The sequence below is a fragment of the Limisphaera sp. VF-2 genome (genome assembly GCF_049537125.1).
Taxonomy (GTDB): Bacteria; Verrucomicrobiota; Verrucomicrobiia; order Limisphaerales; family Limisphaeraceae; genus Limisphaera.
Genome location: NZ_JBMVQY010000004.1, coordinates 258028 through 282671 on the forward strand (window position 1 = coordinate 258028; position 24644 = coordinate 282671).

The 24644-nt window shown below is 65.6% G+C and carries 12 protein-coding genes; 9 read left to right on the forward strand and 3 right to left on the reverse strand.

Annotated features, from left to right (window positions below; translation table 11 throughout):
- Positions 1 to 10 precede the first annotated feature (10 nt).
- The 3 genes from hflC to ACPDIT_RS12880 are packed head-to-tail and all read left to right on the forward strand — an operon-like array spanning position 11 to position 4136.
- Positions 11 to 916: a protease modulator HflC gene (gene hflC, locus ACPDIT_RS12870; protein WP_423444113.1), complete on the forward strand. Its 906-nt coding sequence runs from the start codon at positions 11 to 13 to the stop codon at positions 914 to 916.
- A gap of 5 nt (positions 917 to 921) precedes the next feature.
- Positions 922 to 2052, forward strand: coding sequence for a protease modulator HflK (hflK, locus tag ACPDIT_RS12875; protein ID WP_423444115.1), 1131 nt, complete (start codon positions 922 to 924; stop codon positions 2050 to 2052).
- Between the two features lie 53 nt (positions 2053 to 2105).
- Positions 2106 to 4136, forward strand: a complete 2031-nt coding sequence (locus ACPDIT_RS12880) for a heavy metal translocating P-type ATPase (protein ID WP_423444116.1) — start codon at positions 2106 to 2108, stop codon at positions 4134 to 4136.
- Positions 4137 to 5524: 1388 nt separating this feature from the next.
- Here ACPDIT_RS12880 and ACPDIT_RS12885 read toward each other — a convergent pair.
- Positions 5525 to 7300: a hypothetical protein gene (locus tag ACPDIT_RS12885; RefSeq protein WP_423444118.1), complete on the reverse strand. Its 1776-nt coding sequence runs from the start codon at positions 7298 to 7300 to the stop codon at positions 5525 to 5527.
- A 676-nt stretch (positions 7301 to 7976) separates the two neighbouring features.
- Here ACPDIT_RS12885 and ACPDIT_RS12890 point away from each other — a divergent pair.
- Entirely contained in the window at positions 7977 to 9677 is a 1701-nt protein-coding gene (locus ACPDIT_RS12890) for an FAD-dependent oxidoreductase (RefSeq protein ID WP_423444120.1), read from the forward strand.
- A 348-nt stretch (positions 9678 to 10025) separates the two neighbouring features.
- Here the strand turns inward: ACPDIT_RS12890 and ACPDIT_RS12895 are convergent, their stop codons facing one another.
- Entirely contained in the window at positions 10026 to 14000 is a 3975-nt protein-coding gene (locus tag ACPDIT_RS12895; protein WP_423444121.1) for a hypothetical protein, read from the reverse strand.
- Positions 14001 to 14862: 862 nt separating this feature from the next.
- Between ACPDIT_RS12895 and ACPDIT_RS12900 the strand changes: the two genes are divergently transcribed.
- From ACPDIT_RS12900 to ACPDIT_RS12920, 5 genes are all read left to right on the forward strand, one after another.
- Positions 14863 to 16185: a S8 family serine peptidase gene (locus ACPDIT_RS12900; protein WP_423444123.1), complete on the forward strand. Its 1323-nt coding sequence runs from the start codon at positions 14863 to 14865 to the stop codon at positions 16183 to 16185.
- An 817-nt stretch (positions 16186 to 17002) separates the two neighbouring features.
- Positions 17003 to 17626 (forward strand): RNA polymerase sigma factor, encoded by a 624-nt coding sequence (locus tag ACPDIT_RS12905; RefSeq protein WP_423444124.1) that lies wholly within the window; start codon positions 17003 to 17005, stop codon positions 17624 to 17626.
- The gene (locus ACPDIT_RS12910) at positions 17596 to 17925 is read left to right on the forward strand and encodes a hypothetical protein (RefSeq protein ID WP_423444126.1); all 330 of its coding nucleotides are present in this window, start codon (positions 17596 to 17598) and stop codon (positions 17923 to 17925) included. The genes ACPDIT_RS12905 and ACPDIT_RS12910 overlap by 31 nt, the downstream gene beginning before the upstream one ends.
- Positions 17926 to 17929: 4 nt before the next feature.
- On the forward strand, positions 17930 to 18346 hold the full coding sequence (locus ACPDIT_RS12915) for a hypothetical protein (protein ID WP_423444127.1): 417 nt from the start codon (positions 17930 to 17932) through the stop codon (positions 18344 to 18346).
- Between the two features lie 282 nt (positions 18347 to 18628).
- Positions 18629 to 21715 (forward strand): immunoglobulin domain-containing protein, encoded by a 3087-nt coding sequence (locus ACPDIT_RS12920; RefSeq protein WP_423444129.1) that lies wholly within the window; start codon positions 18629 to 18631, stop codon positions 21713 to 21715.
- 786 nt (positions 21716 to 22501) lie between these two features.
- Here ACPDIT_RS12920 and ACPDIT_RS12925 read toward each other — a convergent pair.
- Positions 22502 to 24520, reverse strand: a complete 2019-nt coding sequence (locus ACPDIT_RS12925; protein WP_423444131.1) for a hypothetical protein — start codon at positions 24518 to 24520, stop codon at positions 22502 to 22504.
- Between the last annotated feature and the right edge of the window lie 124 nt (positions 24521 to 24644).

The window sequence follows — 24644 nt, forward strand, 5'->3', positions numbered from 1 at the left end:
ACGTTCCGCCATGAAACGACCTGTTGTCACGCTTATCGTTGGTGCCCTGCTGGTGGCGATCTTTGCCCTGCTGCTGTTTACCTTTCAGGTGCGGCAGTCGGAGGTTGCCGTGGTCACCACCTTCGGGCAGCCCACCCGCAACATCAGCGAGCCCGGGGCCTACTTGAAATGGCCGTGGCCGATCCAGCGGGTCTACAAGTTCGATCGGCGCGTGCAGGTCTTCGAGGACAAGTTCACCGAGGGACTTACCGCGGATAACAACAATTTGTTGACCGCGGTGTATGTGGGGTGGCGGATCGAAGATGCGCAGGCGTTTTTTCCGAAGTTTGGCGGCGGCTCGATCCAGGCGGCCGAACGAATGCTGGAAGGCGTCCTGGGGAATGCCAAGGGGGCGGTGGTGGGGCGGTATCAATTGTCCGATTTCATCAATGCCGATCCGACCAAACTCAAGTTCGACCAGATCGAGCGTGACATTCTGGCGTTGGTGGACGCGCAATTGCGCACCAACAACACGGGGATCCGCATCGAGTTCCTGGGCATCAAGAAGATCGGGTTGCCCGAAAGCGTGACGCAAACGGTCTTCGACCGGATGACGTCGGAGCGAAAGGTGCTCGTGAGTCGGCTGGAGAACGAAGGAGAGGCCGAGGCGCAGAAGATTCGGGCCCAGGCCAACCGGCAGGCAGCGGAGATTCTGGCTGCGGCCGAGGCCGAGGCCACCCGGATTCGGGGCGAGGGCGAGGCCGCGGCGGCCCAGATCCTGCCCGTGTTCGAACGGAATCCGGCCCTGGCCAACTTCGAATTGCGGCTGCGTGCGTTGGAACAGGCGTTGAAGGAGCGGACGACACTGATCTTCGACGAGCGAACGCCGCCCTTCGATGTGTTTCAAGGTTTCCTGACGAATCGAGCTGCCCGGTAAGAGCCATGGCTGAGTCCCCTTCTTCTCCTGCCCCGCCCCGATTCCCGGAGACGGCGCCGCCGACCCCGCTGGATGCGGGTTCGCAAGCCCTGGCCGAGGCGCTGCACAGCAGCTTCGCCATCGTGCGGTTCCTGATGGTGGTGCTGGTGGTGGTGTTTCTGGCCTCGGGCTTTTTCTCGGTGGGGCCGCAGGAGCGGGGGTTGATCCTGCGCCTCGGCAAGCCCGTGGGCGAGGGAGAGGCGGCTCTGTTGGGTCCCGGTTTGCACTGGTCGTTCCCCTATCCCATCGACGAAGTCATTCGCGTGCCCATTACCGAGATTCAGACCTTGCGCAGCACCATCGGATGGTACGCCGTAACACCGGAGCAGGAGGCGGCGGGGACGGAACCGCCGGTGGATCCGCGGACCCCACTGATTCCGGGGGTGGACGGTTACCTGCTGACGGCCGACGGCAACATTATTCATTCCCGGGCGGTGTTGCGGTATCGGTTCGAGGACCCGCTGCGCTGCATTTTTGGGTTCAGCGGGGGCACTCCGGGACGCTTTGACCTGGCGGGGGTTTCCAACGCGGTGCTCAACACGCTGAACCAGGCACTTCTGCATGCGGCTGCGCGGTTCACCGTGGACGACATTCTGACGCGGAACGTTTTGGGCTTTCAGGAGGAGGTGTTGCGTCGGTTTCTGGCGTTGGCCGAGGAGCGCAACCTGGGCATTGCGGTCGAACAACTGCAGGTGGAGAGCCGTCCGCCGCGCCAGTTGAAACAGGCCTTCGACCAGGTGGTGCAGGCGGCCCTGCGGCGGAGCCAGGTGCTCAACGAGGCGCTCAGTTATGCCAATCAGACCACCAACCGGGCCGCGTCCGAAGCGGCCGCGCTGGTGAGTCGGGCCCAGGCTGAACGGACCCGCTACTTGGAGACGCTGGCGGCAGAGGCGCGACGCTTCGAGGGCCTGCTGGCCCAGTTCGAGCGGAATCCCGATCTGTACATGCAGCAGCGCGTGGCCGAAACCATGGCCCGCGTGTTGACCAATGTGCAGGACAAGTTCTTCGTGCCGGAACGTGCCGATGGCCGGACGCGGGAACTTCGGCTATTGTTGAATCGTGAGCCGCCCAGGCCGTCCCCGCAGCCGAGCCGATGACCGGCAGGGTTGGCGGGAGCGAAGAGTGCGGCTGCATCGGATGAGAGCCAACCATGCAGGTGACGTCGTTGCTGAGCCGGCGCGAACACGCGCATGACCACGAACACGGGCCCGGCTGTGGCTGTGGCCACGATCACGAGCACACGCCGATCAAGTTGTGGCAGACCCTGATCGGGCTGGTGTTCGTCGTGAACGCGTTCCTGGTCGACTGGTTGTTCGACCAGAGCCATGCCATCGCCAGTGCCAGTGGCATGATCGGGGCCATCATCCTCGGCTACCCGATCATGGTCACCGCGGTGCGCGACCTGCGCGCCGGCCGGCTCAGTATCAACGAACTTGTGGCCATCGCCGTCCTGGCTGCATTTGCCTCGGGCGACTACAAGACCGCCGGCGTGGTGGCGTTTTTCATGCTGTTGGGGGAGATCATCGAGACCCGCACGGCCGAGGGGGCCCGGGCTTCCATTGAATCCCTGATCAAACTGACGCCCACCAAGGCACGGCGGATTCGCCCCGACCGCACCGAGGAGGAGGTCCCGGCCAGCCAGTTGGCGGTGGGCGACATCATTCGCATCCGCCCCGGCGACAATGTGCCGGCCGACGGAGTGATCGTCAGCGGCCAGGGTTCCTTCAACCAGGCCACCATCACGGGCGAATCATTGCCGGTGGACAAGAAGCCCGGGGACGAGGTGTTTGCCGGCACGCAGAATCTCACCGGTGTGCTCGAGGTGCGCGTAACGCGGGCGGGGACGGATACCACCCTGGGCCGCGTGCGGGAACTGATCCTGGCGGCGGAAAAGACGAAGCTCCCGATCATGAAGATCGTGGACCAATACATGGGTTTTTACACGCCGCTGGTGCTGTTGATCGGGGCACTGGTGTGGGCGTTCACGCGTGATCTGGACCGGGTCATTGCCGTGTTCATCGTGGCCTGTCCGTGTGCGTTTATTCTGGCGACGCCCACCGCGATGGTGGCGGCCCTCTCGGCGGCGGCCCGGCTGGGGATCCTGATCAAGAACGTGGCGGACATCGAAGCCGCCGCCAAGATCAACGCCTTCATCTTCGACAAAACCGGCACGCTCACCACGGGGCAACTGGCGGTCAGCCGCCTGGCGCCGGCCCCGGGGGTCAAGCCGGCGGAATTGCTGCGGCTCGCGGCCTCGGCCGAGAAGTACAGCAACCATCCCACGGCCAGGGCGCTGGCGCAACTGGCCGAAGAGGTGAACGTGCCGATGGCAGAGCCGCAGGATTTTGCGGAAACGCCGGGCCGGGGCGTGCGGGCACGGGTGGGAGACGACTGGGTGCTGGTGGGACGGGCCCAGTGGCTCCAGGAACAGGGCGTCAATGGAGAGCTTTTCCAGTCCGTGGACCTGAACGAGGCGGAGGGATGGAGCCTGGTGTTCGTGGCCCGGAACGGTCAGTGCGTTGGCTGGATCGGCCTGCAGGACCAGATCCGTCCCGAAGCGAAGCCAGCCCTGGCCGAATTGAAAGAGGCCGGCGTGCGCCGCATTGCGATGATCTCCGGCGACCGGCAGCCGGTGGCCGAACGCGTGGCGCGGGAAATCGGCTGCGAGGAGGTTCGCGGAGACTGCCTGCCGCAGGACAAGGTCAATTTTGTGCGCGAGATTCGGGGCAAGGGATATCGCGTGGCGGTGGTGGGCGACGGCGTGAACGACGCGCCTGCGTTGGCGGCGGGCGACATGGGAATTGCCATGGGTGCCGCCGGCAGTGAAGTGGCCATTCACAGTGCCACCATTGCATTGATGAACAACGACCTGCGGCGGCTGCCCTTCCTGGTGAAGCTCTCCCGCAGCACACGGGCCGTCATCAATCAGAACTTCCTTTTCGGCGTGTTCTTCATCATCGCCGGTTTGACGGCCGCCGCCTTCGGCTATCTGAATCCCATCGTGGCGGCCATCCTGCACAACGTTGGTTCGCTCATTGTGGTGTTCAACAGCGCCCGGTTGGTGCGGAAGGGCGAGGAATTGGAGCATTTCCAGGCGCAGCAGGCGCCGGCAGTCCCTCCGACAGGTCCGACCGCCCCGCGGCACGGGGCTGCGACCCAGCTGGTCCCGCGGCCGGCTTGAAACAGGAGTGGAAATCTGTGCCACGATCCCTGCCGGATCCGCGGTGCAGATCGGGTTGGCGGCGGGAGCGGCAGAACGCGAGCGTCGAGATCGCTCGTCGGAGCGACGATTCTGGCAGTACGTTGGGGACGGTGGTTGCTTCCTGTGGCGCAGCCTCGGCTCTGCACACGGTCTGGGGCCCCTGCACGGGTTAAAGCAGCGGCGGACCAACGGCGGGCCGAAGTCGGTTGCCCTGTGACGCGGAGGTTTGGTCCGGTAGATCCGACTTTCCGGCTGCGCGCGGCCTTCAAGAATCAGGCCACGCGACGTTGAGCATTGTCCAGACAGCCGCAAAACAGCCCTCCCGCGGTCGGAAACTGTGGGCCCAGCCCCTGGCATCGCAACTGCAGGGCCTCCCCAATTGCCAGGTTGTTGAAAAACGTATTCTTCGGGAAACAGCCCTACCCGAGCAACGACTTGCGCAATATGCTTTTGCGCAATGCGTTCCTTCTCAGTGCCCCGGGAATGCGAGCCGCGCGGCTTTCCCAGAAGCCGCAGCCGAAGGCCTTGCTGGTAGCGGAGCCTGGAAGGAGGTGGAGCCAGCTTGGGCCACTTCCGTGGGGGCGGGGCCACGAGCCGATCGTACCGGTCGCCAAACGCGCTTCGAAGGCGGGCTCATTGAAGGAGCTGCCGACAGTAGTGGGCGGATGACCCTACGATCCTTCCCATGGCGGCGGTGCCCACGCTTTGTAGGCAAGGGGCTGGATTCGGTTCCCACGTGCCTCGCCTAACGGGCGGCGGCTACGAACCCTCGCAATTTCTGAAGCCACGGACGCAGGACGGCGAAGACTCTCTGGCAAGCCCATCGGCGGCGTTCCGTGGAGGCTACCGGATGACAGCTGTCAGCGGTTGCACCGGAGGGTCCACCGCGTCACCGCGGTAACTACCAGTTGGGGCGGCAGTTGGCTTCCAGATTCCGGGTCCGCTGCCTTACTGCGGCGGCCACCTCCGCAATTCCGTAGCCGCCGATGGAGGTCGGCGGGCAGACAGCTCGCGGATTATCAGTTGCGTTCCTGTTGGCCGTTGTTGAACGACAACGGAGGGCCGGCACCGAATGCGGGGCGCAAACCCCCGCGGCAGCGGGACGACCTGCTGTTCCGGAGGTGCGCCACCGAGTCGCAAAGAACCCTCAGCCTGCGCGGATCCTGACCACATCCAGTTCTCAGAACCCGGGCAGTCGAAAAGACAGCAGGATCGCCACGGCTCACCCGGTTTCGGCCTGGCGGGGGATCTGTTCCATGTGCGGGGGTTCTCGTTCCAGCCGCTGAGGCAATGGGTCGATGGGCGGGGTGGCGCCGAATCGGGTCTGGAGTGACCGCCTTTGTTCGGGATTGGACCGCGGTTGCAGCTCACCGCCGAAGCAGTCGATAGAACCGCGGGGAAGTGCCGGCATTCAGGTCCGTTACCGTGGTGTTGACGAATGCCGGGCCGTCCATGCGGGGCGTGACCTGAATGAGATTCTGCCACTGGCGCAGGTCGGAGGAGACCTGGACCTGGTAGGTGACGAAGGGCTCTCCGTGGATCTCGAATTGAAACTCGTGGGGGCCGACCTTGCGGGGACTGCCCAGGCCCGGAGTCGGCAGAGGGAAGACGGTGAAGTCCAGGACGGCGCCGCCAGGGGGAGGTAGAATCACACTCGCGGGTGCGCAATTGAAGCCCTCGTCCTGCAGATCGTCGCACGACAGCTGTACCTGCCAGGGGCCACCTGAAACGGGCATGCGGTAACGCCCCTGGGGGTCCGTGGCCATCCCGGAGGCATAGAACGTTTCGCCGCCGAGATCGGCCCAGCCGAAGACGCCGATACCCAGCACGGACAAGCCGCGTGGGTCGCGCACCGTGCCGGTGATTTGGTTGGTGGCTTCGACGACACGAATGTTTTGCGCGATCGCCTGACCCGGCAGCACGGTTTGATTGAATCGGAATCCGGAGGCGATGTGATTGGTCAGGCGCGGATTCAGGATCGGGTCGACCATGAGCATCCACCATGAGGGAGTGCCTCCGACGACGATGCCGGTGTAGCGGCCCTGGTCATCGGTGATGGGATCGTTGCCGTCGTAGGTGTCGCTCCCGGTCTGGCCGCTGACACGGAGCCGAATGCCGGCCAGGGGCTGGCCGGCGGCATCCAACACGCGTCCGTGGAACGCGGCATTCGCGGGCACGACGTGGACTTCGACTCCCGCCACGCTGCCGGTGGTGGTCAGGAAGGAGCGCTCTTTTTCGCTACTGGGGAAAAGCACGGCGTGCAGGTGAAGGTCCTCGAAAGCAGGCTCGATGGTCCACGCCCCCTCGCGGACGGCGACCGTGAAGAATCCGTTGCCATCGGTCCACGCCGGGGCGAAGAGCCCCGTGTCCGACTCCACCTGGAGGAACACCCCGGGCAGAGCTCGTTCGGGGTTGGAGGCGTCCACCAGACGACCGGAAAGTTGTCGCGTGGCAGACAAGAGTTCCAGCTCGGTCGGCACCGATTGGCCCGGACCCAAGCCGAGCATATAAGGGCTTTCGAGGTCGGTGACCCAACCGGGTCGAGCCGGCACGAGAACGTAAAACCCGGGCGGCAGTTGCAGTTGGAACCGTCCGCCCGCGTCCGTCAGGGTGGCTGCGGCAAAGGAACCGTCCTTGACCAGGTCGATGGCGACCACGACCGCCGCGGGCAGGTTGGTGCCGGCTGCGCGAACGACGCCGGTCACGCCTTGCCCCAGGGGCGCATTGGTGAACTGTTGAGTTTGGCGGACCGTGGCGAACCGGCCGGTGGGGCTGGCCAGCTCCCATATGTGAGTGCCGATGGTGTGGTCCAGCCAGGGCTGGCCGTAGTTCACCGGCACACGGAGTTGGCCGGCGGCGGGGTCCTGATCGAAAGGTTGGTTCCAGTTGGTCACTCCTGCGAGAAGGGGCACGCTGTTGTCCGTCAGCCGGAGTTCGAAGGTGAGCAGGTCGTTAGCGTCCCAGGTGCCGTTGCCATTGGCGTCCAACCACCTACGGAGGATGACGGTTTCGCCGCCCTGCAGACCCGTGGCCTGGAGGGTGACCATGCCGGAGTAGGTATGTGGCGCTGCCGTCGGACTGACGCTCAGCGTCGCAGCCCGGGTTTGCAGGAATCCACCCAGCAAACCAGTGAGCACAATCAAGCCAAAGCTGGAAATGCCGTTTCGCCGGCCGGGAACGAGAGTGTGTGACGACGTGGTACGCATATGCCCCTGTGATGACCCTCGGTAACTTTTTCCACGATCTCGAGGGAAGCGTAGACCTTATGGCTTCGCCGACAAGCGGTTTTTTGGGTTGCGACACATTCTTGGCGTTTTCTCAGGTTTTGGGCACTCCCGAAGAGCCCGGCGGAATTCCGGGCGTCCTCGGCACGGGTAAGCCGCGGGAAAAGGGTACTCGCTCGAGATCCTTCCTCACGGGGCTCGAAAACAGCCATGCGCCCACAACCCTCCTTTGGCTCCGGCGGGCATAAAGGTCGTCACGATCTCAGTCGGCTTGCTCGAACGCCCGTGGGCGTTGACCGGCCTCGTGGCGTTTGCCTGGTCACCAGCCCTGCTACGCGTGGTGGGACGCGGTGGAGAGACGCACATCGGGTTTCGCTGGAGCCTTCCGAGATCCTGGTTGAGCTCCGGGGACAGCGAAGCATTGACCGGTCCCGAGCCGATGCTCGATTCCGATCCCGTGCCCGCCGGCAGCGGGTGTGGCTGCGGAGCGGCCCGCTGGCCTGGCTGCAAATCGAGCCCGCATTGTTGCCATTGGCGCAGGCTACCCGGGTGCGGCATGGACGGTTGGCCCTGGATCTGCAAAATTGCACGCGACATGAGCCTCAGCCGCCGTTCGTTTCTGGACCGGTTGACAGCGTGCCTGCTTGCCGGCCCCTGGATGTTGCAACCGTCGATCTTGGCCGCGCGAAGCCGGGAACTCCAAGCCGACCTGGTGATCGTCGGAGGGGGAGTGGGCGGTTGTGCGGCTGCCCTGGCGGCCTGTCGAAATGGACTGCGGGTGATTCTCACCGAGGCCACCGACTGGCTGGGCGGGCAATTGACGGCCCAGGCGGTTCCGCCGGATGAGCACCCGTGGATCGAGCATTTCGGTTGCACCCGCAGCTACCGCGAGTTCCGCGAAGGTGTACGCTCGTTTTATCGCGCGCACTACCCACTTACTCCGGAAGCCCGCGCCCAGCCGTTTCTCAACCCCGGCAACGGGTGGGTGTCGCGTCTTTGCCATGAACCGCGTGTGGCCCTGGCCGTTTTGCATCAAATGCTCGCCCCGCATTGCAGCGGCGGGAGGCTCACCGTCCTGGGGGAGCATGCCCCCGTGAACGCGGCTATCTCCGGGGATCGAGTGGTTGTGGTGGAGGTGGAGGACCGTCGCTCGGGCGACCGGCGCACGTTGAGGGCCCCGTTCTTCATCGATGCCACGGAGTTGGGCGAACTTCTGCCGCTGACCGGCACCGAGCATGTCGTCGGCGCCGAGGCTAGGCGCGACACAGGGGAACCTCACGCACCCCCGGAGCCCGATCCCGGCGACCAACAGGCGTTCACCTGGTGCTTCGTCGTGGAATACCTGCCCGGGGAGGACCACACCATCGAGCGACCCGAGGAATACGATTTCTGGCGCACTTATGTGCCGCGGCTCCAGCCTCCGTGGCCCGGGCCGCTGCTCAGTTGGGAGGCTTCCGATCCCCGGACCCTTGGGGTGCGGCGGTTCGTGTTCGATCCCACGCTTCGGAGTTCCGGGTTGAACCTCTGGACCTATCGGCGCATTGCGGCGGCTGCGCAGTTCGTGCCCGGGACCTACCGCAGTGACCTCTGCCTCGTGAACTGGCCGCAGAACGATTACTGGCTCGGCCCCCTGGTGGGCGTGTCCCCGGCGGAAGCGGCCCGGAACCTCGCTCGTGCAAAACAATTGAGCCTCTCGCTTCTGTACTGGATGCAAACCGAGGCGCCCCGTCCGGACGGCGGCACGGGCTGGAAAGGGTTGCGTCTGCGCCCCGACGTGGTGGGCACGAGCGACGGGCTGGCGAAGGCCCCGTATATTCGTGAATCCCGGCGTTTACTGGCCGAGTTTACCGTCACCGAGCAACACGTCGGCACCGAAGCCCGCATGGCCCTGACCGGGAAACCGCGAGACGAGATCCTCGCCGAACGATTCGCCGACACCGTCGGCGTCGGCGCCTACCGCATCGATCTTCATCCCAGGACAAACGGGCGAAACTACCTCGACCTCAGTTGCCTCCCGTTCCAGATCCCGTTGGGGGCGTTGTTGCCACGACGCGTGGAAAACCTGCTGGCGGGTGCCAAGAACATCGGGACGACGCACATCACCAACGGGGCCTACCGACTCCACCCGGTGGAGTGGACGGTGGGCGAGGCCGCCGGTGTCCTGGTGGCGTTCTGCCATTCCAAAAAGGCCGTGCCGCGGCAGGTGCGCAACAACCCCAAACTGCTGGCCGAGTTTCAGCAAACGTTGCAGCGACAAGGATTCGAATTGGAATGGCCGCGCCTGCGCCCGCTGTGAAGGCCTCCCTCAAAGCTGCTCCCGGTGTCCGCATGAACTGCCCCTGGGTTGCAGGCGTGCGCGGCCCGCTTGGGTTTGCGGGGACCGGTGCGTTGCGATGCCTCGAGCGGGCACGGGACGACGCTTCTCGCTGAGGCGCCTCTGATCGACTCTCTGAAGAACGGGCCTCCCACCCGGGGGAGGCTGCGATCCTCCGCTGTTCTTGGCGCCGTCTTCATCGAAAGGGAGCGGCCGAGGGTTGCCCTCTTCGGCTCGCCGGCGCCGGAGGCGAGCGGCCCGAACGGGTCCCGCCCCTGGTTCGGCGCCGGGGACGCGGAGAGAATCATCTTGGGCGCGCCGCGAGCCCTGTCAGTTCGCTCCCGCGGCCAACTCGCCCACCAGCCGGAAGAAGCGGATGGGCAGATTCTGCGCGGCGATGAGCCGGACGTGTTCGAGCCCGCCACCCAGGGGTTGCACCTCCTCGATCAGGTCGCTGGCCCCGAGCCAGGTCAGAAGGTTCTGGCTGCTTTCGAACCGGATTCCCAGCGCGGCGGCACCGGTGGCCCGGTCGAATTCCAGTACCACCACCGGCTCGCCGTTGAGCAGGCCCGCCGTGATGGTCAGGGGCGGCTCGGTCTCGGCCACATACGGGTTGCGACCAAAATAGCTCTCGAACAGGTTGCGCAGACCATCGCCGTCAGGGTCGGCCGCCGGATCGGCCATGCTGCCGCTCAGATAATGATACGCCGCCCAGTCCTCGTAGGTCTGGATCAGGGCCGGGTCGGTCGCTTCAACGGGCACGATTCGGTAGTCCATGTCGGTCACGGGTGCTGGCGGGAGCGACGCGGGCACCCACGGCAGATCGGTGACGGTGAACGAGACCGGGCTTTGGGCGTTGGCGAACGTTAGCTGGCCCGAACCGGAGAGCACGTGGAACATGGTCGAAGCCGAGCTGTGAAAGACGCGCGGCTGGAGGAAGAGCGAACGCAGGCCGGTATCTTCGTGGAAGCGAAGGATGCCTTCCCACGGCAGCTTCATGAGCAGCGGCACAGTGGCCGCGGTGAGCGAACCGATGCCGAACCGGACCGTGTCCAGCGTGGCGTTCCCCAGCACGGCCAGGCCGTCACCGGCCTCCACGATTTCCGCGCACCAGTCTCCGCGCGGGCCGTCGAACACGCTGTAGAATTTCACTCCCAATTCGTCCGTAAGGCCGAGCACCCAGCCGGAGCGGCCATCGCCCAGGCCGGTGCTGCCGCAGGCGATCAAACCCTCCGGCGTCCAGCGCAGGCGCGTGGCGATGTCGTAGGGCGAGGTTCCGCCGGTGGGCAGTTCGTCGCTCCAATCCGGGTCTTCGCCGATGGTCACGTGGTCGAGCAGCGTGCCGTCGGCCTTGAATTTGCCCACAAAGATGGCGGGGAAGCCGTCCGTGACGATCAGGTGGATGGCGCCGGCCACGAACAGCGTTCCGTCCGGGCCTTCGGTGACCGAGGCGAGGTTGATGCCGCGTTCGCTGACGAAGGCAGTGGCCCAAAGCGGACCGCCGTCGGTTGCGGAAATCTTCAGCAACAGCCCGTTCGGAGTGTTGTTCTTGAACAGGTTGCCGTTGTCCGGTGTGCCATAAGGCGGCGGGGCGACATCGGCCGTGGTGGTGCCGCAAAGGACCAGGTTTCCGTCGGCGGTCAGGGTGGCGCCCCAGGTCGGGTCGTCGCCGGGCAGCGCGAAGTATTTGGCCCAGAGCACCGCACCGGCGGCGTCGAACTTGATCACCAGCGGGTCGTTTTCCCCGATGGCCCCGTGGCGCACGTAACCGGCGGCGAAGTATTCGGTTTGGCCCGCGCCATTCGTCCCGGCCAGCAACTCATGAATGAACAGCTCCTTGACCGGGTCGGCAGGCAGGAGGCTCGTCGCCCAGAGCCGGTTGCCGTCTGCGTCGAAATGCTGCAGCCAAACCGCCCGTCCCTGGTTGCCGATCAAAGTGAACGTGCCGTCCGCCAGAGCCACGCCGCGTTGGGGAGCAATGCCTCGATTTGCGCCCAGGTCTTTGGCCCAGAGCAGATCGCCCCGCGGACTCAGCCGCGCCAGTGCACCGGGCCACCCGGCGACGATCAAGTCCGTGTCGTTGCTCCCGCCGCTCTGGAGCACGACCGCCCCCCGGCCGGAGCTGCGCGTGCCCGTCTCGCCGAAGGCGTAAGGATCAAAGCCCGACGCCAGCAACCGCGCCCAGCGCACAGTCTGACCGGTCTCGGGCTTGAAATCGGTGGTCAACCCGGCCAACTGAATGCCGCCCAGACCACCGCCGGCGTCGCGATGGAACAACACGTTGTGATCCAGGTAGGTCGTGGCATCCACCAGCTCGAGGCCCAGCAACCGGAGACTGAAATGGCCGGTCACATCGAACGTGGCATCGAAGTTCCACCACGGATTGGCGAGCGGCGCGACGCGGAAATCGCTGCCCAACCGCAGGCCCATCGTCGTCGCGCCACTGACCACGGAGGCCACGCTGCCCTCGAGCCCCAGCTCCAGTTCCAACCACGCGCCCACCTCCGCAGCCAGTGTGGTGAACACGGTCGGGTCGGACACCCGCAAGGGCACGAACTCCTTGATCGGCTCGTAGAAAAAGCCGTTGGTGTTTGCCGTGGGCCGCGCGGGGTCGTAGCCCATTTCCATCCCGATGGTGAAACTGCTTTGCAACGGAAGCGTGAGCTTTTGCGGCAGGTTGGCTTCCACGCCGGCGGTCAGCCGCGCCGCCGGGCCGACCGTGATCGGCACACCGGCGATGTTGAGCGTGACCGGCGGCAGCGGCAGGTCGAAGATTTCCACCGTCTTCTCTGCCGGCGGGGTGTTGGTGGTGTTCTCCCCGCCGTCACATTCGAGCACCACGTTCATGACCACCCCGGCATCCAGATGCACCAACGCGTGTCGCAGGGCGAAGTTGCGGATGCGCGCCTCGATCTTCAGCCCCGACGAACGCAGCAACAGCTCGCCGCTGAGCCGGACCTTGTCGGTGAGGGGGAGGTCGTTGAAGTGCCACGGGATCGCGTTGAACCCGCGCAGGTCGGCCAGCCGGCCATCGCGCGGATCATCCCGTTCGATCGTCTCGGCGAGGACGTCGCGCGCGTCCTGCTCGGCCCCGGTGTAGGTGTTTTCCAGCTCCGGATTGTAAACGTCGCGCACCGGATTGTCGTAGGCGTCCAGGGCCGCCACCTGCACGAACGACCCACTCTGCAGCACGTCCAGCAGGGACCGGATGCGACCGGTCACGTGCACGTCGTTGCCGACCTGCGTGACCGCGGTCACTTCGAACGGCAGATACAGTCCCAGCCACGGCTCGGTCTGGTGAAACGGGTCGGCCGGGTTGGGCGCAGGTCGGTCCAACAGATTCACGCCCGGGTCTTCCAGCAGCAGATCGCCCGGTTGCAGTGTCGAAAGGAACGTCGTCAGCCGGTCGAACTTGAGGGTGGTCACGCCCAGCACGGTCTCCGCCGGCGGCAGCCAGGCGTCCTCGGTCTCCTGGTCAATACCTTGCGGCGGCGCGTTGAACACCCACAGCTCGAAGCCCGAGTGCGTCAGGGCCGACCCGCTGAGGATGTTCGAGACGGCAAGCTCGACCTCGTTGCTGGCCACGGCGGCGTAAAAGGGCGGGGAGTTGGACAGGGCGCCCATTGCCGGCAAAAGGTCGGGAAACGTGCCGGTGGGAGCGGCGGCGGAGAACTCGTTCGTCGCGAGCCCGGCGTCCACGGCCAGGAAAAGCTCCGACCACGTGTTCGAGCCGTTGTTTTGCAGGTCGGTGGTGAACACCAGCAGCGTCTTGCTGTCGGCCACGGGCAATTCGGCCAGCACGCGGGCATTGACCAGTTGGAGGTTTTCCGCCGCCCGGGCCGCGGCATCGAGGGTGCGGCGCTGGCCCAGCCGGTCCCTGGCGTGAAGCACCAGCGGACTGCCCGAAAGCAATTCGTCGCGCGCGGCGGTCAGGTTGGCCGTGGGCACGCGCAGATACATTGAATTGGTCACAACAAGGGTGCTGTTGGTGGAGAGCAGGCCCAGGATCTCGAGTCCGTTGGCGATGATGCCGTAGCCAACCCCGTTGCTGCTGCCGGGCTGAAATCCTACCTGCACGGCGCTCCACAACCCTTCGCCGACGTTTTGCACGCCGGCGCGGACCTCGAGCAACACGCGGCCGTCGGGCAACAGATGCTGGCCCTCCATCTGGATGGCGCTTTGCAGCAGCACCAGTTCGGCCGGGTGGTCCAGATCCGTGCCCAGCGTGGGCGAGGTGAACTCTGCGGCATAAACCTTGCCCAAGAGGAAAGCGGCGGCGGGTAAGGCAGTGATGATGGTCTTCACACTGTCTTATGACGCGCTGGCGAAGTGGCTGTTACAGGTGCTTGCCGGCTCGGCCCTGGACGCGCCCGCTTTCGAAAACTCTGGCCTCTCCGGCCGACATCGCCCGCGCTCAAACCGGGTTTCCTTTTATCCACCCGGGTGCGGGCTCGTGCGGCCTGATGGATGGCCGCTCCAACCGGGCCGGCGTTGCGATTGCAGGCGGTGAGCCGGACGCCACCGGCAGTCCCGGCCAGGGCAGGCACCTCGAACACGGTTGTGCCAGGGGTGTGGTCGATTTGGGCAGAATCCGTCCCGTGGGCCAAGACCGGTCGCAGGCCCGCTTTGCCCGGCTGCCGGCGTTTTGGGCGGTTTTCCCGAGCGTGGTCGGGCCGCCCACTTTTGCCCGTGCCTGGTTTGACAAGGAAAGAGATCTGCACCTGTGCGGGCGTCTCGCACGCCGGAAATGGCATTCTGCTGCAGTCTCGATAGTCTCCAGACGCCCATGCCCCGGTCCCAAGATGGTTGATCGGGGATTGTGGGGCTAAGCGCCCCGTTTCATGGCCACCCCCGGCGGTCGCATGTTCAGGTGGATCACCCCACGCCGGGAACTTGGCGGAGCTCGTGCCAACCCGAGATGCGCGAGCAACGCATTGGCGCCGAAGGAGCTCGGCCGGGTGCGATCGTAGGGGCTGCGCGTGGTGTTTGCCGGAGGACTCGTGCCGTCCGGCGGGTGACCACGGATCCCGGCCGGGAGAGCGCAAGCCTTCCCGGGTTGACTTTTTCCCTCTGCCGCGCGACAGTGCGTTCAGGAATCGCTTGGGGCCGAGCGCCGGATGAGCCGCGATGACCCCGTTCTTTCGAGTCTTTAACATTAGACAGCATCATGAAAGCCATCGGTCGTCTTCTCCTGGTTGCCATTAGCCTGACTGGATTCGGCCCGGGCGCTTTCGCCCAGGGTGGGCGGGCCGGGGACATCGTACCCGGACGGTATATTGTCCAGCTGCGCGACGTTGCATCCGCAACTGCGGTGAGTCAGCGACACGGCTTGCGCCCGACCCATGTGTATCACCGGACGATTCGTGGCTTTGCGGGCGAGATTCCGCCGGGACAGTTGCAGCGGTTGCAACAAGATCCTGATGTCCTGCGGATCGTGCCGGATCGGATCGTCACGGCCATCAGCGATCCGATTCAGGCAAAAAAGGGCAAACCGGGTGGCGGCTCGGGCGGGCAGGTTGTGCCCGCCGGGGTGCTCCGGGTCGGCGCGAACACCGTGTGGACGCTCGTGACAGGTCGGGGCGTGGGGGTGGCCGTCCTGGACACCGGATTGGACCATGGTCATGCGGACCTGAACATCGGCGGGACGCTTTACGATCCGTTTGACGGGGACGGTCAAGATCGCAACGGGCACGGGACCCATGTCGGCGGGATCATCGCAGCGAAGAACAATACTCGAGACGTCGTGGGTGTGGCTCCGGAGGCCACACTGTATTCGGTGCGTGTGCTGGACAACACCGGCACGGGTACCGATGCGACGATCATTGGCGGCCTCGAATCCTTGCTGACCGAGGAACATCGGGGCCTGGTCCGGGTCGCCAATCTCAGTTTGGGCCGGCCCGCGGCTGGTGACGACGACATCCCCTTGCACCAAGCCGTGCAGTCTGTCGTGGCCGCCGGCATTACGGTGGTGGTGGCCGCAGGCAATGATTGCGGGCGAGAAGTAAACGACCTGGTGCCGGCGCGGTTTCCCGAAGTCATTGCGGTCGCCAGCACCACGGCCACCGACGGCCGGGCGAATCGCCGCGGCGTTTTCATCCCTGCCGACACAGCCTCGTATTTCGCGACCGACGGCAACTGGTTCGACGATCACATCGGCGTGACCATCTCGGCCCCGGGCGAAACCCGGGAAGACGTCAATAACGCCAACCTGATTCAATCGGTGGGGATCCTTTCGACCAGGCTGGGAGGCGGCACAACCTCGATGTCCGGATCGAGCATGGCGGCTCCTCACGTGGCAGGAGCCGTTGCCCTTCTGCTGCAGGCGGATCCGTCGCTTGCGCCGGAGGAGTTGCGTACGGTCCTCATCGCCACCGCCGACCGTCCCGGCGTCGCCCCTCTGGATAGTCCCACCCGGTGCTATACCTTCGACGGCTTCCGCGAGGGCATTCTCAACGTCCCCGCCGCCTTGGGCGCCGTGCTCGGTCCCTGAAACGCCCGGTCCGTGCGGCTGCGCCACAAACGCTGCGGCTCCATCCGAGGGTTTCCGTGAAAGCTGCTCCGGCCGGGCCGGCCCTTGGAGGAGCGGAGACCGCGGCATCCATTGTCACGAAATGATCCATTGCCCCTGCAACCCTTCCCGGCGCCGGGCTCGGCATGGGCCCGATGAGGCGCCGGGAAAAACCGGCCTTGGAGTCTTCGATGGCTTTGACGGGTGAACGCCTTGTGCGTTTGTTTCCCGGGCCACTGCCGGCGGCAGGGATTCCGGCAACCGCGCCACTGCCCATTCCGGGCTCGGGGCCAAGCCCGCTGCGCCGCCGCAGAGCACATGGAAGTGGCCGCCCGGCAAACCTTGGTCCTCATCGGAGTGTTCACACGGCCCATCCCCTTGGGGCAACAATGGAACGTGGAAGGGACAGCCGGTGCGAGAGGAATGACCGGGCCCGAACCCGCGCCTCCCGCTTCATGCGCATGGCAAGTGCCTTTTGACCCGTTGACCGCTCCGCACTCGAAGCCGCACGCCTGAAGTGCCGGGGCCCGGGCGACCCGGCACCTCCAAACCGCTCCGGCCTGCCCGGGCCAGTTGGGCGGACGGGGGAATGTCCCGCAACCGCGGAGCATTGCCAGCCTGCTCGGCCCCCAACCCTCCTGCCGGGGTTGAGGCGAGTGATGAGCCGCGCCATATTTGCTACCAGGCGCAGCCCGGGCTTTTCCGTTACCTCCCGGACCTGGCACGTGCCGTCCAGTCGCGACAACGCAAGCGCGTCCGAGCCGGCAGTAACGCTTTGAGCTACCCTGCGTCTTTGTCTGTGGACGACGCGTCGCGAGAACGGGACCTGCCGGACACCCGCGAGGGCGGCCGAACGATGCCCGAGGCCGCGCTGCTGGCCGCCGTCCGCGCCGGGGACGACGCGGCGGCGCGGGCCCTGGTCGAACGGCTTTACCCCTGCGTCGCTGCGGTGGTGCGGGCCCACCTGCCGCGCCGGGACGACCTCGAAGACCTGATGCAGGAAACGTTTCTCAAGATGTTCGCCCGGCTGGACCAATATCGCGGCGACGTTGCCCTCGAGCGCTGGGTGACGCGTATCGCCCTCAACACCTGCCTGGATCGGTTGCGCCGCCAGCGCGCCCGGCCGGAGCTGCGTTGCGCAGATTTGAGCGTCGAGGACCAGACCTTCCTTGAAGGTTTGGCCGAGGAACGTCCGCAGCGGGACGCCGACGCGCCCCGTGCGCTGGCGCTGTTGGAACGGTTGCTGGCATCGCTGCCGGCGGCGGATGCCTGGCTGCTCCGCCAAATCGAGCTGGAAGAACGCTCACTGGCCGCCGTCTGCCAGGAGACCGGCTGGAGCGCCGTGGCTGCTCGCGTGCGTCTGTTCCGGGCCCGGAAACGCCTCCGGATCGCATGGAAGAAACTCGAATCCCCAATGCCGTGAGCCGCCATCCGACTGCGCTCTCCCGGCTGCTCGCCCTGGCCCGGCGCGCGCCGCGCCGCCCGGTCTGTCGGCCCGAACTCGAGTCGGCGCCCATCGGCTTTGCTGCCCGCATCGTGGCGGAAGCGCGAAGCCGGCGGCAGCCGCACGCCCAATGGACGATGTGGGAACGACTTTGCTGGATCGGCGCGGGTGCAGCGGTGGTCGTTTGTCTGGCGGCTGCGATGCACGCGCGCCGCGCGACCGAACCCTCCGGTTGGGAGATCCTGTTGTCCCGGGCGGAAGATCCGATCTTTCACTGAGTCCATGGAAACGTTCCGAATCCTCCGCATCAGTCTGCTGCTGGTGACGATCTTCATCGCCGGTGTGTTGACCGGTCGGTGGACCGCCCCGCGTCCGCCGATTCTTGTGCCCGTGGCCGGAGGTGGGGTGCGCACAGTGGACATGGCATTGGCGCGGATGACGGCCGAGTTGGGTCTGGACACCGAGCAGCAGGCGAAGTTCAAACCGGTGCTCGAGGAAATGGCGGAACAACTGGCGGTGTTGCCGCCGCGTTCCCGACAGCGGTTCGAAGTGCTGCAGCAGAACAGCCCCCGTCTGCGCGCCATCCTGCGGCCCGAACAGCGGGGCGCCTACGACCGCCTCCTGAGGCAGGCCGAGCGGGCGGTGGAGCGAAAACCGGCAAACGGGCGGTCCTCGGGAGTTTCGCAGGAGCCGCGGTGAAGGTCATCCGCGGGCGGTGTCCGGCACGACGGGGCGTGAGGAACGATCGACCGCGCAATCTGCTCCCCGCGACGAGGCGGTTGGCGAGATCTTCGACGAGTTGCCGGGGCAAGTCAGCCGAGGGCCCCCCGGAACCGTGCCTGAGTCAAGGCCGCTGAGGAAAAGACCTTCCCGGCCGTTGACGATGTGATGAGCAACGGCGCGGCCGGCCTGGCAGGCCGGGCACAGCCAGGCCATGGATTTGCGCTTGTCAGGGAATGTGAGAATGGCTAAGGGGGGCTAATGAAAACGTCAAAATTGGCTTTGTCCGGCGGGTTTCGGCTCCCTTTCTCCCTTCTTTTGGTGTGGGTCGTTTCGCTCGGTGAGGATCGCGCGGCAGCCCAATCGCCGACGTACGCGGGGCGGCCCTTCGTCCTGATCAGCCGGGCCAACGCCAATGATCCGGTGGCGGGCTTCATCCAGGATTTCGGCCGGGCGCAGGTGGTGGGCGACGCGGTGGTCTTTGTGACGCGGGACGCGGCTTTCAACCCCAGCGGGATTTTCCGTGGCCGCGGTGGACCGCTCACCAAACTGGCCGCCGCCGGCACGGCGACGCCCGCCGGCACGTTGCAGTTCTTCCACCAGGGATTCGCCCGCAACACCACCGCCGGTCACGAAGTGGTCATCGCCGCCGGCCCCGCTCGCGCCGATGCCCTGCTGCGCACCGACGGAACGAACTGGGCGACGCTGCTGCCCGGCGGCAGCGCGTTGCCCAACTCCGGCGGCAAGGTGGCCAATGTGGTCCTCGAGCCGTTTCAGGTCGGCGAAGCGCTCGCCGTCATTGCCGCCCATGAGACCACTCCTGGCAGCGAGGATTTCCGCGGCGTTTACCGGGTCAAGGCGGGGGCCTTGGAGGCGGTCGCAGACACCGCCACCGAACTGCCCGGCCTGGGCGTGCCCGGAACCTTCAGCAGCCAGGTGGGGTTCGACGGCCAGTCGCTGGCCTTCTGGGCCGCGCGGGGGCCCTTGGGCCAGGAGCAGGGCATGTTCGTGCAGGCCGATGGAGGGCCGGTGAAACTCATCGCCCGCACCGGCGACACGTTTCCGGACGGCGGCGCAATGGATCGCTTTTACAGCCCGCCGTTCGTGGCGGGCGGGGCGGTGTATTTCTTTGCCTACGACGCTGCCAGCGTGACGCGGTTGCTGAAGTTCGAGAACGACACCGTATCGGTGTTGGTCAAGGACGGAGACCTGACCCCCGAGGGCGATGCATTGCAAAACCTCGGCTCGTTCGGCCTGGCGGTGGAGCAGGGTAAGGTGTTTTTCCCGGCCCTGACCGCCCGTGGGCCGGGTGTTTACGAGCTTGGTGAGACCGGTCTGCGGACCGTTATTCCGCCGGGCGTCAACAACCTTGGCGGCATCCGCCCGGCGGCCATCGTTTTGCACGATGTGGCGGACGACACGCTCGTGCTCTACGTGGCGGACCAGTCCGGCAACCGCCGGTTGGTGGCCAACCTGGCCAGTCCGGCCGTGCCGGTGATCTTGTCCTCCCCCACCAACCTCTCCGTGCTGCCAGGGGCACGCGTCGAGCTGCGGGTCACAGTCCTCGGAGATGCGCCACTGACCTACGCTTGGAAATGGAGCAGTCCCACCGGAGAGGTCGTTCGCTCGACCACCGACACGCTGGTCCTGGACCCGGTCACGGTGGCCGATGCCGGGTACTACACCGTGCTGGTGACCAATTCGCTGGGCGCTGCGCAGGCTCCCAACTTCCTCCTGAACGTGGAGGCGCCGCCGCAGATCCTGGTGCAGCCGGTGGACAAAACCCTCGAAGCGGGTGACCAACTGCGTCTGGATGTCACGGCCATTGGCGGTTTCCCGCTCAGCTATTTTTGGACGAAGGACGGCGTGGCGGTGACCAACGATACAACGCTCGGAGGAGTCTTCATCCGCACGGTACCGACCGTGGCTGACTCGGGCCGCTATCGAGTGACCGTGAGCAACGCGTGGGGCCAGGTGACCAGTGCCGAAGCGGTGGTCACGGTGACTCCGGCTCCGCCGAATCCGGTGTACAACGGCGGTCGCTTCACGGCGATCCTCGGTCCCACGACCCTGGTGCCGAATAGCAACCAGCCCTTCGACCTCTCCGGTGCCTCGGTCACGTTCCGCGTCCTGGATGGCCGGCTGATTTTCTCGGGAGGTCCGGCCACCAACCGCAACGAGGGCATCTTTGCGTGGGAAAACGGCACCTTGACCCGCCTGGTGGGCGCCGGGGCCACCCTGCCGAATGGTTTGGGCGTGGCCTCGGGCTTTACCCTGCTGCCCTCGGCACTTGGGGAGCCGCTGGCGGTCGTAGGATACCGATTGGTCAACGGCGTCTCGCAGCGGGCGGGATTTTACCGTGTGAACGGCGGCACTCTCGAGGTGGTGGTGGACGTGACCACGCCCGCCCCGGGCTTCGCTGGCACACTGTTTCCGTCCTCATCCTTCTTCACTGCGGTCCAAGCCGGCGGCCGGATCGTCTTTGGCACGAGGATTGGGAGCCAGTCCGCCCTGTACCGTGCCGGGGATGGGGATTTGGTCCAGCTCGTGAACAGCACGCAAAACCTGCCCGTGGTGGGCGCGGGCGCCATTCAATTCCGGAACCTGGCGTTTGACGGAACCAACGTGGTTTTCGTGGCGGATACGGCGGGCCTCCAACAAAGCGTCGTCCTGCGCCGGGATGCGGCGGGCGAAATCACGGCCCTGCTGGCCAAAGGGGATCCCATTCCTGGCACCAGTGATACCGTGTCGAACTTTGGTTCGATGACAGCAGAAGGTGGCGCGGTGTTCATCATCGCTTTAAACTCGGCCCTAGCCTCAAATTGGCTCGAATGGCGCGAGGGCACCCTCCGCCGGATCGCCGGTCCAGGCATGCCCGTCCGAGGCGGCGGGACCGTGCAAACCGTGAGCGGTCTCGGCAGTGTCGCAGGCGGCAAAGTCTATGTACCCGGGACCTTGGACGGGGCCGAAGGCGTCCGGCAGGCGGTGTTTGCGGCCAGCGCGGAAGGCATCGAACCAATCTTGACCAGTGCTGCCAAGCTGGACGGCCGCCCGGGCAACAAGTTTGTGGCCGGCACCGACGGCACGCGGGTGGTCGTGGGCATCATAGACCCTTGGGGCGGCCGCACCTACTACGCCAACGTGGGCCCGGTCGATGACACGGCGCTTCGCCTGGAGTTCGCCCGCCCCGGCCCGGGCAGACTCCGATTCACCGTGCCCACCGGAACTGTGTTGGAGGCCGCGAGTGGGCTGGGAGCACCCTGGCAGGCGGTCGAAGGCACCGGTGAAGTCGAAGTGTCTCTGGACGGGCCCGGCCGTTTCTTCCGGCTGCGCCGCACTGCCCCCTGAGTCAACGAACGCCGTTCCCGCCATCGCCTTGACGCAATGGGCTTGCACCCGGTCTGCGGGCTGCTCGTCTCAGAGCTGTACCTCTCGCGTTTGAATCCCTGAACCGGCTTCGCGTGAGAGAAGTCAATTCCCGCTCGACCGGCAGGGCCGGGCCCCGGTGCGACGAGTGCTCTACACGGCAGCCCTTGGTGGGCCCCTCAGCCCACGGCCCGATGCGCGCCTTTGATCCGCGCCTGCGCTCCGCAGCCAAACCGGCCAAGGTGGTGCTGACGGTGGTGATATGCGGACTCATTCTCCTCATGAACCATGTCAAGGACCCTGCGTTTGCAGCGGCTCGGTAAATCCCGTTGCTGCTGAGGAGGCGCGGTCTTCCAAAAAACGCCCCACGCTTTTTCGAGGAAAGTCGCATGCGCTCTGCTGGTGAAACTACTTGTTCGATGACCCGGGGCCGGCGGATTGAAAAGACGCCGGTTTTCCGAATAGCGCCCACCGGTGTTTGTTGGAAGAGCGTTTACCGAGAAAAACCGTTTCTGCGTCTGCCAGGTAGCGCCGTGAGGCCCGATCGAGGCCCTGTGAGGGGCGGAAGCCCCGAGGTCGGACCCGGCCAGCCAAAACGATCGACTCCGGCGCGCGTTGGCAGGTGTGATTAGCTCCTTTTGTGCATCCGGGAAGCGGGCAGGTCTCTCTGCCGAAAAAAAAAGGTCTGGCATTGGAAAGCGGTTCTGGAAACTCAACACGTCGCCCCGGGCACGACCGAGCTGGCGCTCATGCGGACCCGATCGAGAATCACGCCGCGGGCGTTTCCGAAGAGGTCCGAGAAGAAGTGGTTGGGAATGCAGAGGCGTCGGGGCTTGCCTGCAGGGTTTCTTGAGCCGGTGTGGGCGCCAGGGGTGTGGATTCGGAGGGGCCGGGCGACGACAAGTCAGTGCCCGCGGAGTTTTCCACCACGGCGGGCTCGGAGGCAATGGGCGGCGCCGGCGGGAGTTGCGAGGTCGCGGGCGCACCACTCGCTGGGGCCTCCTGGGCGTCTGGACAGGAAGACCCCTGGTTCAGGGTCCTCCCCTTGTCTCGAGCGTGCGCTGCAGGACTCTTCGCTTTGTCCTTGGGTTTCCCGGTATAAACGCGGCGGAGGTTGGAGGCCAGAATGCCCAGTTCCATGCGGTATTTCGCCACGGTTCGACGGGCGATTTCGATGCCGCGTTGTTTGAGAATCCTGACGACCTGGTCGTCGGAGAGCGGGTTGGCCGGATCTTCGTTACGGAAGATCTCGGCGATCATTTCCTTGACGCTGGTGTTCGAGAGGCCGTCTCCATTGGCGGTGCGAATCCCCGTGCTGAAGAAATAGCGCATTTCGAACAGCCCGCGGGGAGTTTGCATGTACTTGCCGTTGACGGCGCGGCTGACGGTGGTTTCGTGAACGCCGACGGCCTCGGCGACGGCGGCCATGGTCAGCGGCTTGAGATGGGCCGGACCCTTGTCGAAGAATTCGCGCTGCCGCTGCACGATCTGGCGGGCGATGTTGAGGATGGTTTCCTGCCGCTGGTGGATGCTTCGGATGAGGAATTTCCCGGCCCGGATTTTTTCGCGGATGAAGTTGCGTGCCTCAACGAACGCGGCCTTTTCCATGAGCTGGGCCTGGGCCACTTGCAACGCCTGGCGCTGGCTGCGGCTCAGATTGGGGGTTTCGGCCAGTTGCTTCAGCAGGGCCAGGGCCCTGGCATCGTTGTCGGTGCGCATGGCCTCCAGGGCCTGTTCCAGCAGCGGGCGAATGGGCTCGTCACAACCCTCGAAGGCGCGGGCCAGGGCCACGGTGTCCACCGGCGACCGCGTCATCAGGTCCTTGTACGTGTGGCTGATGCGCAACCGGGGCAGGTATTCCGTGTTTGCGGTGACCACGTAGTCATCCCCGACCTTGTGGACGAAGACCTCCGGCACGACGTAAAGGTCGGTGTCGGGCTGATACGCGCGGCCGGGCCGCGGGTCGAGGCGGGCAATTCGCTGAAGGGCGCTCTGGACTTCGTCGACGGTGGACTCGGTGGCGCGGGCCAGTTCCGGGATCTTTCGCCGTGCCAGCAGGTCCATGTGGTCGCGGATCAACCGGTACTCGAGGCTCTCTTGTTGCCCGGCTCGTTCCAATTGCAGAAGGAGGCATTCGCGGAGGTCGCGTGCAGCGACGCCGGGCGGCTCGAAACTTTGCACCACACGCAGGACCTGTTCCACGCGCTCGGGCGTCACGCCGGCCTCCCGGGCAATCTCCTCGACGGTGGCCGTCAGATAGCCGCGCTCGTCCACGTTGCCGATGATCAGTTCGGCGATCGGATGGTCTTGCGGCGGCAGATCCGACTCCCGCATCTGCTCCAGCAGGTCTTCCTGCAGCGAGGGGTTGGCCACGAGGGAATCGAACATGAACTGGCGGCGTTCCTCGTCTTCTTCACTGGCGGGTTGGGCCAGGTTGGTCTGCATGAAATGTTCCCGCCATTCCTGGTCCATCTGGAGCAACCGCTCGAACTCGGCTTGAAAATCGTCCACGGGAGCATTGGATTCCGCGGTTGGGTCGACCCGCACATCGGGCGGCGGCTCGGCCGGATCGAGCCGATCGAAGTCCGTGTCGAAGCCCTCCCGTTCCTCCGCTTCGGTCTCCCCGGGCGGAGCTTCTTCCAGCACGGGGTTTTGCTGGAGCTCCTGTTCGACCAGGGCCTTCAATTCAAGCAGGGGCGCCTGCAACAGAACCAACGACTGTTGCAGTTGCGGCGCCAGAATCAGCGACTGGGTCAGTCGCTGCGACAAGTGCAGACCCTGAGCCATGCTTTGCCTGCACCCTACCAGCAGAGGCAGGGCCTCTCAAGTGCAATGTCCGGGGCCTCGCCTGCGTTCGCGGGAATGCCCGGCGTCGATGCCAACCCGGCCACCGCCGTGGACTGAACGACAC